This window comes from Megasphaera jansseni (assembly GCF_047974155.1).
Taxonomy (GTDB): domain Bacteria; phylum Bacillota; class Negativicutes; order Veillonellales; family Megasphaeraceae; genus Megasphaera.
In genome coordinates this window covers 49963-64076 of the sequence record NZ_JBHYRR010000009.1, presented here as the reverse complement: position 1 = coordinate 64076, position 14114 = coordinate 49963, and the positions used below count along the sequence as shown (strand labels likewise).

General features: G+C 53.5%; 10 protein-coding genes. 3 read left to right on the top strand and 7 right to left on the bottom strand.

Annotation, left to right across the window (positions count from 1 at the left end):
• Nucleotides 1-8: 8 nt before the first annotated feature.
• The 4 genes from ACE418_RS05135 to trpS form a co-directional block, all read right to left on the bottom strand.
• Complete coding sequence (locus ACE418_RS05135; RefSeq protein WP_298586701.1) at nt 9-602, bottom strand: cytidylate kinase-like family protein; 594 nt, start codon at nt 600-602, stop codon at nt 9-11.
• Between the two features lie 85 nt (nt 603-687).
• Nucleotides 688-1908, bottom strand: a complete 1221-nt coding sequence (locus tag ACE418_RS05130) for an aspartate aminotransferase family protein (RefSeq protein ID WP_416449603.1) — start codon at nt 1906-1908, stop codon at nt 688-690.
• A gap of 247 nt (nt 1909-2155) precedes the next feature.
• Nucleotides 2156-3640, bottom strand: coding sequence for an APC family permease (locus ACE418_RS05125; protein WP_416449602.1), 1485 nt, complete (start codon nt 3638-3640; stop codon nt 2156-2158).
• 187 nt (nt 3641-3827) lie between these two features.
• On the bottom strand, nt 3828-4814 hold the full coding sequence (gene trpS, locus ACE418_RS05120; protein WP_416449601.1) for a tryptophan--tRNA ligase: 987 nt from the start codon (nt 4812-4814) through the stop codon (nt 3828-3830).
• Between the two features lie 405 nt (nt 4815-5219).
• Between trpS and ACE418_RS05115 the strand changes: the two genes are divergently transcribed.
• Both ACE418_RS05115 and ACE418_RS05110 read left to right on the top strand, forming a co-directional pair.
• Nucleotides 5220-6539, top strand: a complete 1320-nt coding sequence (locus ACE418_RS05115) for a purple acid phosphatase family protein (protein ID WP_416449600.1) — start codon at nt 5220-5222, stop codon at nt 6537-6539.
• Between the two features lie 82 nt (nt 6540-6621).
• On the top strand, nt 6622-6831 hold the full coding sequence (locus ACE418_RS05110) for a DUF1858 domain-containing protein (RefSeq protein ID WP_226884244.1): 210 nt from the start codon (nt 6622-6624) through the stop codon (nt 6829-6831).
• A 476-nt stretch (nt 6832-7307) separates the two neighbouring features.
• Here ACE418_RS05110 and sstT read toward each other — a convergent pair whose 3' ends face one another.
• The 3 genes from sstT to ACE418_RS05095 all read right to left on the bottom strand — a co-directional run bounded on the left by sstT (nt 7308) and on the right by ACE418_RS05095 (nt 13452).
• Entirely contained in the window at nt 7308-8555 is a 1248-nt protein-coding gene (gene sstT / locus ACE418_RS05105; RefSeq protein WP_416449599.1) for a serine/threonine transporter SstT, read from the bottom strand.
• Nucleotides 8556-8928: 373 nt separating this feature from the next.
• Nucleotides 8929-11724: an isoleucine--tRNA ligase gene (gene ileS / locus ACE418_RS05100; RefSeq protein WP_416449598.1), complete on the bottom strand. Its 2796-nt coding sequence runs from the start codon at nt 11722-11724 to the stop codon at nt 8929-8931.
• 321 nt (nt 11725-12045) lie between these two features.
• A complete protein-coding gene (locus tag ACE418_RS05095; protein WP_416449597.1) occupies nt 12046-13452 on the bottom strand; it encodes an alanine/glycine:cation symporter family protein in 1407 nt (468 codons plus the stop codon).
• 170 nt (nt 13453-13622) lie between these two features.
• Between ACE418_RS05095 and ACE418_RS05090 the strand changes: the two genes are divergently transcribed.
• Nucleotides 13623-14114 carry an HD domain-containing protein gene (locus ACE418_RS05090; protein WP_416449596.1) on the top strand — a complete coding sequence of 164 codons (492 nt, stop codon included), beginning with the start codon at nt 13623-13625 and terminating at the stop codon, nt 14112-14114.

The window sequence follows — 14114 nt, the reverse complement described above, 5'->3', positions numbered from 1 at the left end:
ATACCCCCTCAAGTCTCTTCAAAACGCATTTCGACGAAAGATTTGATGAACTTCGCCGTCTTTTCCCAGCCCAGGACACTGCTGTCGACCAGCAGGTGGCGGTTGTGACGGTCGCCGCGGTACGTACCGGTGATGTATTTATAGCGGCGATGGAGGGCATTGTCATAATCCCGGATGACTTCTGCCGCATGACGTTCGGATAAGTTCATCTTTTCCATGATGGTCTTGATGCGTACTTCCGTCGGTGCATAAACGAAGACGTTGACGACATCGTCCTGCCCCTTCAGGATGTAGTCGCTGCACCGGCCGATGATGACGCACGATGATTTGGCCATCTTGCGGATGACGTCGAACTGCGTGTAAATGACTTTATTCGACAAGTTCGCATAGCGCGTTCCCAATGACGTTTCGATACCGTAAGGAACGAAATTCTTATTATCTGCTTCTTCTACGAGATGTTTTTCTACGCCGATTTTTTCCACGACTTTATCTACGAGATCCCGGTCGTAGTATTCGATTCCCAGCGACTTGGCCAGCATCTTGCCGATTTCCGGGCCGCCGCTGCCGAATTCACATCCCACAGTGATGACGAAATGTTTCATTTCGTTTCCCCCTTTTTTTAGAAAAGGTGCCTGCCAACCCCTCGATTCTGGCAGACACCCTTTCATACCCCTCAATAGTGTTTACTTATTTTGCCAATTCTTCGACCGATTCTTTGATGATAGCAATGGCCTTGTCGACGTGTTCCTTCTGGAGGATCAGCGGCGGGACCAGACGCAGGACGTGTTCGCCGATAGCTGTCGACAGCATGTGTTTGTCGAAGCATTTATGCTTCAAGTCGACGCTGTTGATCTTGTCGTCGAATTCAAGCCCCAAGAAGCAGCCCTGGCCGCGGGCTTCCTTCAAATGCGGCAGTTTTTCCCGGGCCTGTTCCAGGAAGTATGCCCCCATCTTCTTGGCGTTGCCAGCCAGGTCTTTATCCAACAATTCGTTGACTTCGGCTAAAGCTGCGGCGCAGCAGACCGGATGGCCGCCGAAGGTACTGCCGTGGGAACCCATGGTGAAGGCTTTGGAAACATCTTCGCGAGCGCAAATAGCTGCGATCGGCATGCCGCCGCCCAGGGCTTTGGCCATGGAAACGATATCCGGTTTGATGCCGTAGTTCATGTAGGACATGACAGCACCGGTGCGGCACCAGCCGCTCTGTACTTCGTCCAGGAGGAGGAGCAGGCCTTTTTCATCGCACAGTTTACGCAGGCCTGTGAGGAATTCTTTCGTTGCCGGATGGACACCGCCTTCGCCCTGTACCGGTTCGACCATGATGCCGATGGTATTTTCTGTAATAGCGTCTTCAAAGGCTTTCAAGTTGTTGAATTCAGCATATTTGAAGCCCGGTGTCATGGCGCCGAACCCCTGCTGGCAGGCATTGTCCGGCTGGCCCGTCGCACTCATGGAACCAAAAGTACGGCCGTGGAAGGATTCTTTTGCCGTGATGATTTCGTATTTGTTGGGACCAAAATGTTCAACGCCGTATTTACGGGCCATCTTGATCATGGCTTCGTTGGCTTCTGCGCCGGAGTTCTGGAAGAAAATCTTGTCCATGCCGATGGTCGTGCAGATTTTTTCAGCCAACAGGGCCTGCGGGACCGTGTACGGATAGTTGAAGGTCTGCATGATGTCCATGCACTGGTCGATGACGGCCAGGACGACTTTATCGTTACAGCTGCCGGCACTGTTGACGGCGATACCAGCGTAGAAATCGAGATACGGTGTGCCGTTTTCGTCGTAGACGTACATGCCTTTGCCGCGTTCAGCGATCATATCGAAGCGTTCGTACGTTTCGATCATGTACTTGTCTACTTTGGCTTTGATTTCTTCTTTGGTCAATCCTACATCGCGTAATCTCATTCGTAACTCCCCCTAAACTGATGAATTTATAAAGAAATGATAACTAACAAAGAATTCCCCAAATAAAAACAGAGGCAAGGAAAGCTGATGTTCCATCAGGCTCCCTTGCCTCTTGTCTCTGTTATTTTCTTTGTTGAATATAGTGTAATACTTTATACTTTCTTTGTCAATATGTTATTTGCTTTTATTTTTATAAATCTATGTTATTTTAACTTTTTAATTTTTAAGATAGTCTTTGAGAAGACATTTACAATTTGACCGTCTTCAATTCACTCGACGGCAGGGGCGCTTCCTGGACGTCCGTATCCATGGCGACGTCGATATGGGTAGCGAAGCGTTCGCCGTATTTGGCCTTGCAGTATACACCGAAGATGACGCCCAGCAGGGACCAGCCAGCGACCATGCCCCATTCCTGCGGAGCCAGGGCGGCACCGGAACCGGGGACGATGTACATGACGACCATGAAGGCCGACATGAGGACAGCCATGGCACCGACGAATTTATAATGACGTACCTTATAGGGACGGACCATGTCCGGCGACTTTTTCCGCAGGATCAGGAAGGAAATAGCGACCATGCAGTACGCGACGCAGCAGCCGAAGTTACCGGCATCGACGACCCAGACCAGCATCTTGCGGCCAAAGAACAAGGCGACGATGGACAAGACGCCGATGAGCAGGAGTGCATTGACGGGTGTCTTATATTTATCGTGCAATTTGGCAAAGGTATGAGGAATCATATACGATTCGGCCATGGAATACATAGCCCGGCTGCCACCGATGAGGAAGGAATTCCAGCTGGTGACGACGCCGCAGATACCGCCGATAATGAGGACTTTAGCCATCATGGAGCTGCCAAAGGCCACGGACATGGCATCGGCCGTAACCAGGCTGCCGACACCTTTCATAGCCAAGGCGACTTCACTCTGATTGAGGATATAACCGACACCGAAGATGATGAGGGCATAGAAGAGAACGGCCAACACGATGGATAAAATGAGGATGCGGCCGATTTTCTGCAAGGAGACGGAAATTTCTTCCGCTGCCTGCGGGATGACGTCGAAGCCGATGAAATAGAACGGTGTCATGACGGCGATAGCCAGGGTACCCTTAGCCATTTCCGACGTCGTAGCGCCCATGAAGAGCTGGCCTTCCAAGTTGGCCGAAGAACCCGTTAAAACCGAAGCAGCGACGAAGACGATGCCGACGCCGCCGATGATAGCCGTCAGGATGGTCTGCAGGCGGGCAGCCGTCTTGGCGCCGATGATGTTAATGGCCGTAATGGCGACGGCGATGACGACGGCCGTAGCCAGCCAGGTCGCATAGATGTCAAAGCCGCCGATAGTATACAAGTAACCCATGAGGAAATCCGGGAACAAGTAGACGAGAATCGTCGGCAAGGCGCAGGCTTCAAAACAGACGACACTGACGTAACCGAGGACGATCATCCACGTGCAGATGAAGGACCCGATAGGCCCCATGGCCTTATAACTGAAGACGTGTTCGCCGCCACACTGCGGCATAGCCGATGTCAATTCGGCGTAAGTAAGGCCGACAAAGAAAATCATGACGCCGCCGATAGCGAACCCCAACATGGCGCCGAAGACACCGCCGCCGGTAATCCAATCCCCTGTCGATACGACCCAGGCCCAGCCGATCATCGCCCCGAAGGCGATGACCAGGACGTCCCAGGCATTAAGCACTTTGTTAAAACTTGACTTTTTCGCTGCCATATGGCACTCCCCCTTATAACACAGATGATGAGGCAAAACAAAAAAAGCAGAAGCACGGTATCCTTTATGGCACCGTTGCCTCTGCTTTATTTGTTCTTTCGATGTGTAAAGTATAATACTTTATTTTTGTTATGTCAATATTTGTTTTTAAATAAAATATTAATTATCCGTGTTATATTCTTAATTTTTATTTGCGGAACAAACCCATGGCCTTGGCGGCTTTTTCGTAAGTGATGCTGGCCTTGGCATGTGCTTTGGCAGCCCCTTTGTCGAGGATATCATCCAGTTCCGGATCGTCGACGAGCTGGCGGTAGCGCTGCTGAATCGGTTCCAGCGTCGAGATGATGGCATCGGCGACGTCTTTTTTGAAGGCGCCATAGCCTTTTCCGGCATAGGACGCTTCGACCTGGTCGTGGGTCTGGTCGGTCAGGGCCGAGAAGATTTCGATGAGGTTGGAAATGCCGGGCTTGTTGTCCTTGTCGTAATGGACGGAGTTTTCGCTGTCCGTCTGGGCCCGTTTGATTTTCTTTTCGATGGCTTTCGGTTCGTCGAGAAGGTAAATCGTAGCCGTCGTGTTATCGTCGGATTTGCTCATCTTCTTCGTCGGTTCCTGCAAGCTCATGACGCGCGTGCCGTCCTGGCCGAGGTAGATGTCCGGAATGGTGAAGACTTCCCCATACAGGCGGTTGAAGCGCTGTGCCAGATTGCGGGTAATTTCCATGTGCTGCTTCTGGTCATCGCCGACGGGGACGAAGTTGGTCTGATACAAGAGAATATCGGCAGCCATGAGCGGCGGATAGGTCAAGAGGCCGGCCGGGATCGAATCGCCCCGTTTGGAAGCCTTGTCTTTATACTGGGTCATGCGTTCCAGTTCGCCGACATACGACAGCGTAATCATCATCCAGCCCAGGAGTGCGTGTTCCGGGACTTCCGACTGGACGAAGAGCGTCGATTTTTCCGGGTCCAGGCCGGAAGCCAGATAGATGGCAGCCAGTTCCCGCGTGCGCTGATGCAAAAGTTTCGGGTCCTGCGGGACCGTGATGGCATGCTGGTTGACGACGCAGTAATAACATTCATTGCCATCCTGGATTTTAGAGAAATTGCGCAGTGCGCCTAAATAGTTACCTAAGGTCAGATTGCCGCTCGGCTGGATACCAGAAAAAATAACGGACATAATGGATTCCTCCCTGTTCAATAAAAAAATCCTTCCATCCCTCACAATAGGGACGAAAGGAAAGTCAGTTCCGCGGTACCACCCTGGTTGGCAAAATTGCCCGGCTCATATGCACACTCAGATGCATTCTTTCCTGGTAACGGTGAAAGTTCCGGCAGTACCTACTCAGCTTCAGCCTGCATCTCCCGGGCCCATTCCCGCGCATGGCCTCTTCACCGGACTTCCACTGCCACCGGCTCGCTGTCAAGGGTATCATGACGGTACTTGCTCCCGCTCATCGACGTTCTATATCACTTTTGATGCATCTATCTTATATCGAAGACAAGGGCTTGTCAAGTTTTTCTTGACTTAGAGTTGACTCCATGTCTTATAATAACAATGTATTTTACTATAGGGAGGAATCACATGAAATCGAAATATAAAAAAATAGCAGCCGCGGTCCTGGTCCTGGCCGTCGCCGCTGCTGCCGGCGCCTATACCTGGCTGCCCGGCACGAAGACCGTCGCCAAACAGAGCGTCAAGGCGACCAAAGCCGCAGCCGCTCATTATCTTTCTACCGATACCGTCGACGCCTCGAATATCCGTCAGGTCATCACGGCCGACAGCACGACGTCGCGTACTTTTATGTGGCAGTCTGATTATGCCGAAGAAAATCCTGTCGTCGAATACCGCCAGGCTGGCACCGACGATACTCTCATGCAGCTGCCGGCTTCCAGTGACGACTTCAGCGATGACGGCGTGACGACGTATATCCATACGGCGACCGTTACCGGCCTCGAACCCGGTACGGCCTATGAATACCGCGTCGGCGCCGGCGACAAACGCAGTGACTGGCAGTCGTTCCACACGGCCCAGGGCGATGACTTCAAAGCCCTCATCTTCCCGGACTCCCAGTCCAGCGACTACAGTGTCTGGGCCGCCACGGCCCAGCCGGCCTGGCAGCGCAATCCCGATGCCCAGTTCTTCATCAACATGGGGGACCTCGTCGATAACGGCCAGGACCACTACCAGTGGAACGCCTGGTTCGACGTCGTCAGCGATATGATCGCCCGCATCCCCGTCGTTCCCCTCATGGGCAACCATGAAACGTATGACAAGGACTGGAAAGTCCGCATGCCCGAAGCGTACCTGCATCTCTTCGCCCTGCCCCATCTCGACCAGGAAAAATACCAGAACCAATTCTACTCCTTCGACTACGGCGACGTCCACTTCGTCGTCCTCAACACGCAGTCCCAGGAACTGGCTGACTTCGAACCCAACCTCGACGAGGAAGAAGTCGCCTGGTTCAAGGAAGACATGGCCAAGACCAAGAAGAAATGGAAAATCGTCCTCATGCACAAGGATCCCCTGCAATACGGTTTTGCCAACCGGCCCCAGCCCAGGGAAGAAGGATTTTCGCCGGAAGGCCAGCTCTGGATGCCCCTCTTCGACCAGTACGGCGTCGATGCCGTCCTGTCGGCCCATCTCCACACCTACCGCGACCGGGGCCACATCAAGAATTTCCAGCGCGATGAATCGGGTCCCTTATACATCATCACTGGCGTCGCCGGTAACGTCCAGTACCCTGGCCTGTGGAAACAGCACAGCCTCGATGAATACGTCGCTCCCCAGCCGGAAACGGATAATTACATGACCCTGGAAGCAACGGATGACAGCCTGACATTCCGCAGTTTCCTGCCCGATGGACAACTCTTGGAGGAAAAGAGCATTTCCTCGCACAAATGAAAAAAAGTATGATATAATAGATGCAATCCGGAAGTTCCTTCAAAACGGTACGGATATGAATTCACAAGGAGGAATATAAATAATGGCACAGATTACAAAAGACACGGGTATCATTGAAGCCGTTCAGAAATATCCGCAGATCATTGAAATCTTCCAGCAGTACGGTCTCGGCTGCATTGGCTGCATGGCTGCTCACTTCGAAACCATTGGCCAGGGCGCTGGTGCTCATGGCATCGACGTCGACGCACTCATCGCCGATCTCAATGACTGCATTGCTGATAGCGGAAAATAAGGTGGAAAAAAGCGTTGTCCTGACGGACAACGCTTTTTTAGTGGCTCGTGGCTCGTGGTTAGTAGCTAGTGGCTAGCGGCTCCCCTCATAGGGGAGCTGGCCGCCGAAGGCGGTCTGAGAGGTTGCTTTTGACAAAAAAGGACCCTCACATGATGGCAGAAGCCTTCGTACGACAGCGCCTTTTTTAGTGGCTAGTGGCTCGTGGTTAGCGGCTAGCGGCTCCCCTCATAGGGGAGCTGACCGCCGAAGGCGGTCTGAGAGGTTGCTTTTGACCAAGAAAAAGGACCCTCACATGATGACGAATACCGTCATGCGAGGGTCCTTTTGCGAACTGCGAACTGCGTTATTCGTCATAATCTGTGGCGGGCGCCCCACGTGGCGCCCCTACATGCGGCCTGCGTTATTCGTCATAATCCGTGGCGGGCGCCCCACGTGGCGCCCCTACATGCGGCCTGCGGAACGCCCAAGGGGCGTTCCTACCCTTGATGGCTGACTTCGTGACCGCCACCCAGGTGTTCCGGATAGCCGCGCTGAGCAAAGTCGGCAGCGGCCGTGAAGAGGATATCTGTCGACGAGTTGAGGGCCGTTTCGGTCGAGTCCTGAAGGACGCCGATGATGAAGCCGACGCCGACGACCTGCATGGCAATATCATTGGAGATACCGAAGAGGCTGCAGGCCATGGGGATGAGCAGCAGGGACCCGCCGGCAACGCCGGAAGCGCCGCAGGCGCCGATAGCCGAGAGGACACTGAGCAAGAGGGCCGTCGGGAAGTCGACAGGAATACCTAAAGTGTGGACGGCAGCCAGGGTCATGATGGAAATGGTAATGGCTGCGCCGGACATATTGATGGTCGCACCGAGCGGAATCGTAACGGTGTACGTATCGGGATTGACACCGAGTTCCTTGGCCAGCGACAGGTTGACCGGGATATTAGCTGCCGAGCTGCGCGTAAAGAAGGCCGTGACCCCAGACGTCTTGATACACTTCCAGACCAGCGGATACGGATTGCGGTGAATCTTGGCATAGACGATGATCGGATTGACGACAAAAGCGAAGAGCAGCATCGTCCCTAACAAGAGACAGAGCAGTTTAGCATACCCGATGAGGGCACCGATGCCGTTGGACGAAACGGAGTCGGCGACGAGGCCCATGATGCCGAGCGGAGCCAGGCGGATGATCCACTGAACACAAGTCGTAACGGCGTCGGCGCAATCGTCGAGGACGGCTTTAGACGATTCGGAAACGCGGCGGACAGCGACGCCAAACAAGCAGGCCCAACCGAGGATGCCGATGTAGTTGCCTGTCATCAAAGCATGGACCGGATTGTCGACGATGTTCTTGAGGAGCGTCGTCAGGACTTCGGCAATGCCTTCCGGCGCTTTATTGCTGGCAGCGGATACGTCGAGCTGCAGCGTCAGCGGGAAGACGAAACTGATCATGACGGCAAAGAAAGCGGCCAGGAACGTCCCGATGAGGTACAAAATGATGACATCTTTGATGTTTGATTCATGGTCTTCCTGTTTGCGGCTCAGAGCAGCAGCGACCAGGACGAAGACCAGGACCGGGGCGATGCCTTTCAAGGCCCCGACGAAGATGACGCCGAGCAAAGCCAGTTCCTTCCCGGCGGACGGGAAAACGATAGCCACGGCGATACCGATGACCAAGCCGACGATGATCTGCTTGATCAGGCTGATACGGTTTAATGCATTCCATAAGCTATGCATAAATAAAACCTCCTACCATAATAGCAATAATTCCATGTTACAAATGTATAATACATGAATACACTTGTTTATTATAAAGCAAAAACCGTAAATTTTCAATAAAAAAAAGAAATGTCATGTAAAGCCTTTTGTTATTACACCGATTTTCTTTGTCTTTGATGTTAAGGCTTGATGTTTGACAAAAGGCTCTCCTCATAGGAGAGCTGGCCGCCAAAGGCGGTCTGAGAGGTTGATTTCTCAGCATTTGTAGTTTTTAGCCCGCCAGATATATGTAAGATACTTGTGAACCCGATTTCGTGAACGGGCGCCCCACGTGGCGCCCCTACAGAAAAAGGCGCTGTCTTCATGGGACAGCGCCTTTTTCATTCAACTTTTATTCACTTAATACGGCGGCGCAGCGGGCGCAGAGGGTCGGATGATCCGGGTCGGAACCGACGGTGTCGCTGTGGATCCAGCAGCGTTCGCATTTTTCAGCAGTCGACGGTGCGACGACGACTTTCATGTCGCTATGGTCTTCACCGGCAACGGCTTCGGCCGGAGCTTCGCCTTTGACCAGTTTAGCTTCGCTGACGATGAGCAGCGTAGCCAGCTGATCCTGCCACTGGCTGAGGAAATCGTAGTCTTCGCCATCGGCATAGATAGTGACGGCAGCGTCGAGGGCATGGCCGATCTTGTGTTCTTTACGGGCGCCTTCGAGGACACGCGTCAAGTCGCGGCGATACGACAAGAACTGAGCCCAGCGGGCATCGAGGTCGGCGTCGAGGTATTCTTTGTGAGCCTTAGGCCAATCGGTCAGGAGAACACTTTCTTCCTTACCTTCGACAGCCGGCATGTTCTGCCATACTTCTTCTGCCGTGAAGGACAGGACCGGTGCGACGATCTTGACCAGCGTATCGAGGATGATGTACATCGCCGACTGAGCGCTGCGGCGGATATGGGAATCAGCCTTTTCCGTGTACAGGCGGTCTTTGATGACATCCAGGTACATGGCACTCAGATCAACAGTGCAGAAGTTGTGGATAGCATGGTACATGACGTGGAACTGGTAGTTTTCATAAGCATCGGTGACTTCTTCGAAGACCTGTTCCAGGCGCAGGAGAGCCCATTTATCGAGGTCCGTCATATCCTGGTAGGCAATCATATCCTTAGCCGGATCGAAATCGGCCAGGTTGCCCAGGAGGTAACGGAAGGTGTTGCGGATCTTGCGGTATACATCCGAAAGCTGTTTCAGGATCTTCGGCGACAAGCGGATATCACCCTGGTAGTCAGCCGACGATACCCACAGGCGCAGGACGTCAGCGCCGTATTTTTCGATGACTTCCTGCGGAGCGACGGTGTTGCCGACGGATTTACTCATCTTGCGGCCTTCGCCGTCGACGGTAAAGCCGTGGGTCAGGACCGATTTATACGGTGCATAGCCATTGACGGCAACCGACGTGAGCAGAGAGCTGTTGAACCAGCCGCGATGCTGGTCCGAACCTTCGAGGTACATTTCGCAGGGATAATCGAGGTCCGGGTCATTTTTCAATACACCCTGATGGGTGCAGCCGCTGTCGAACCAGACGTCCATGATATCCGATTCCTTGCGGAAGTGCGTGCCGCCGCAATGCGGGCATTTATAGCCTTCCGGCATGAGTTCCTTGACGTCGTGCATCCACCACGTATCGGAACCTTCTTTAGCGAACATCTTCTGCAAGTGAGCGATGGTTTCATCGTTGATGATGTGTTCGCCGCAGTCTTCGCAGTAGAAGATAGGGATAGGTACGCCCCAGACACGCTGACGGGAAATGCACCAGTCACCGCGGTCGTGGATCATATTGTAAATGCGGTCATGGCCCCAGGACGGAATCCATTTGACCGTATCGATAGCATCGAGGGCTTTCTGGCGGAAGCCGTCAACCGAAGCAAACCACTGTTCCGTAGCGCGGTAGATGATCGGTTCTTTGCAGCGCCAGCAGTGCGGATACTGATGGCGGAAGGTGCTCTTGGCAAAGAGCGCATTGAGTTCAGCCAGTTTCTTGATGACTGGTACGTTCGTATCGAAGACGAACTGGCCTTCAAAACCAGGAACCTTGTCGGTGTAACGGCCCGTACCGTCGACAGTACCCAGCGGCTTGAGGCCCCAGGCAGCGTATTTGGCGCAGACATCAAAGTCGTCCTGGCCATGGTCCGGAGCAGTATGAACGAGGCCGGTACCAGCTTCGAGGGTGACGTGGTCACCGAGGATGATGGGCACCTTGCGGTCATAGAAAGGATGCTTGAAGACCAGGCCTTCGAGCTGTTTGCCTGTCATGACATCCGGCAGGACTTCGTAATTTTCGACTTTGCCGGCTTTCATGGTCGGTTCGACCAGGTCTTTGGCCATGAGCAGGTATTCGTCGCCAATGCGGACCCAGACGTATTCAAAGTTTTCGTTGGCACTGATGGCGACGTTGCAGGGAATAGTCCACGGCGTCGTCGTCCAGATGAGGGCGAAGACTTTGTCCGGATCGGCACCTTTCGGCATGTGGCAGTTGAGGTCGACGGACTTGAATTTAACGTAAATGGAGAAGGATTTATCATCCTTGTATTCGATTTCAGCTTCAGCCAGGGCCGTTTCGCAGTGCGGGCACCAATAAACGGTCTTCAGGCCTTTGTAGATGTAGCCTTTCTTGGCCATTTCACCGAAGACGCCGATCTGAGCGACTTCGACGGGCTTGCGCAGCGTCAGGTACGGATGGTCCCAATCGCCGAGGACGCCGAGGCGGATGAAGTCTTTCTTCTGTTCTTCGACGCGGGCCAGGGCATAATCGCGGCATTTGGCACGCAAGTCGAGCGGGGCCATTTCGTGGCGGTTGAGGCCCGTATCTTTGATGACGGCATGTTCGATAGGCAGGCCGTGCGTATCCCAGCCGGGGACGTATTTCGTGTAGCAGCCCTGCTGGGTCTTATATTTGAGGATAATATCTTTCAGTACTTTATTCAATGCATGGCCGATGTGGATCTTGCCATTGGCATACGGAGGACCGTCGTGAAGAATGAACTTGGGCGCACCGTCCCGTTTCTTCAAGCGTTTTTCATAAATCTTGTTGTCCTGCCAGAATTTCAAAAAGTCCGGTTCCCGTTTCGGCAAATTACCGCGCATGGGGAAATCGGTCTTAGGCAGATGTAAAGTCTTACCGTAATCCATTATGTTTCCTCCTCTGAATCTGTGAAAAAAAATAACGTCTCCGTCCCAAAAGGGACGGAGACGTAATCACCGTGGTACCACCCTATTGACTGCCGCAGCAGCCACTTTGACGCGCGATAACGACGCGACCCGGCAGCTGGTTCGCAGCTGCAGCTCCCAAGTGATCCGCCAGCATACGGCCTTTTCCGGGCTCACACTATCCCCGGTTCGCTGAAAAGGCACAGGCGACACTGGCCGTCTTGTTCATCGCTTTTCATTTTTTATGACAATTACTTGTACATAGACGTATTGTAAAGGCTTATCCCCCATTTGTCAAGAGGCTTACTTCCAATACTGTACCGTACTTTCATCAATGCCGATAGAAGCGGCTTTGAAGACGGGGTTCTTGCCTTCCTTCTTCTGCTGCTGGTAGTCGCGCATGGCTTTGACCGCCGTGTTGCCCAGGATGAAGCAGGCCGGGATATTGATGAAGCACATGACGGCCATAAGGATATCGGCGATATCCCAGACAGCGGCCATGGACATGCCGGCACCGACGAAGACGACGACGACGCAGGCAATGCGGAAGGTATTGACGAAACCATGGGACGGGGCGCCCTTGTGGATGAAGCGGATGCAGTTATCGACATAGAACAGGTTGCCGATGAGCGTGGAAAAACCGAAGAGCAGCATGCAGATTGTAATCAGGAGCGGGCCGAAGCCGCCGAAGACAGCCGTGGCTGCGTTCTGGACGTAAGCCGCACCGGCTACTTCCTTGGTGATGGGCACGCCTGAGAAGAGGCCCATAAAAGCCGTAGCACTGCAGACCAGAAGGGTATCGATGAAGACCGACAGCATCTGGACCAAGCCCTGTTTGACAGGATGGCTGACGTCCGCAGCGGCTGCTGCATTCGGCGCCGAGCCGATGCCGGCTTCGTTGGAATAGAGGCCGCGCTTGATGCCGTAGACCATGCAGGAGCCGGACACGCCGCCGAGGATGGACTGGAAGTCGAAGGCATCGGCAAAGATCATAGCAAAGACCTGAGGCAGGCTGGTGATATGGAAGACGATGACGATGAGGGCTGCCAGGATATAGATGCCGCCCATGAGCGGGACCAGGACCGACGTGACCTTGATGATACGCTGACCGCCGCCGACCAGGCAGTAAGCGACGAGGGCCGCAAAGACAGCACCGATGATCCATGGCGTCGTCGTCGGGTCATAGAAGCTGTAGACCAGGAATGTCGACTGCATGTTGAACGAGCAGAGCAGATTGAAGCCGCCGGCATAGGTCAGAATCAGGGAAAAAGCGAAGAGGACGCCGAGCCAGCGCTGATGCATGGCCGTTTCAATGTAATAGGCCGGGCCGCCATAGCTGTGGCCCAACGGATTGCGGCGTTTGTAAATCTGGGCCAGCGTACTTTCGATAAAGGCCGTAGCCCCGCCGATGATGGCCAGGAGCCACATCCAAAAGACGGCTCCAGGGCCGCCCAGGCAGATTGCCGTCGAGACGCCGATGATATTGCCCGTGCCGACACGGGACGCCGTCGAAACCATGAGGGCCTGGAAAGACGATACTTTCCCGGCTTCCGTCGGTTTTTCCATGACGACTCGGATACTTTCAGGGAACAGGCGCAGCTGGACACAGCGCGTCTTCCAGGAAAAAATAAGGCCGGCTGCAATGAGGATGACCATTAAGATAGGATAATAAAGGACATCATCGAGGTAGTTCAGGACAGCCATAATCATAGAATCACATCCTTACTATAAAACAAAAAATTATGAAATAAATAAAAGAGTTCTCTAAAAATGATAAAGGATGATGTGAGAATTTGTCAATAGCTTATGGATGGTTTGTCTCAGGCCGTTCCTATCTTCCCGTCCCTGTAGTATAATGAAACAGAAAGGCAGGGATTCCCATGACAGCTATTGAACAAGTAATACAGAAGGCCATCGCCTTCGACCACGGCGATGCCCGGCGCATCCACCATTTCCTCAAAGTCTACGCCTATGCCGACACCATCGGCCGCCTGGAAGGATTGCCGGCAGACCAGCAGGACATCCTGCGCACGGCCGCCGTCCTCCACGACATCGGCATCCACGCAGCCGAAGAAAAATACGGCTCTTCGTCAGGCAAATACCAGGAAATCGAAGGCCCCGCCCCGGCCCGGGCCATCCTGGAAGAACTCGGTGCCGACGAAAAACTCATCGACCGGGTCTGCTTCCTCATCGCCCACCACCACACCTACGACGGCGTTGACGGCCTGGATTACCAGATACTCCTGGAAGCCGATTTTTTGGTCAATGCCTATGAAGACCAGCTGAAACCGGAAGCCATTGCCACCTTCCGCGACAAGGTATTCCGTACCCCTTCGGGTATGCAGTTATTAAAAGATACATATCATGTGTGA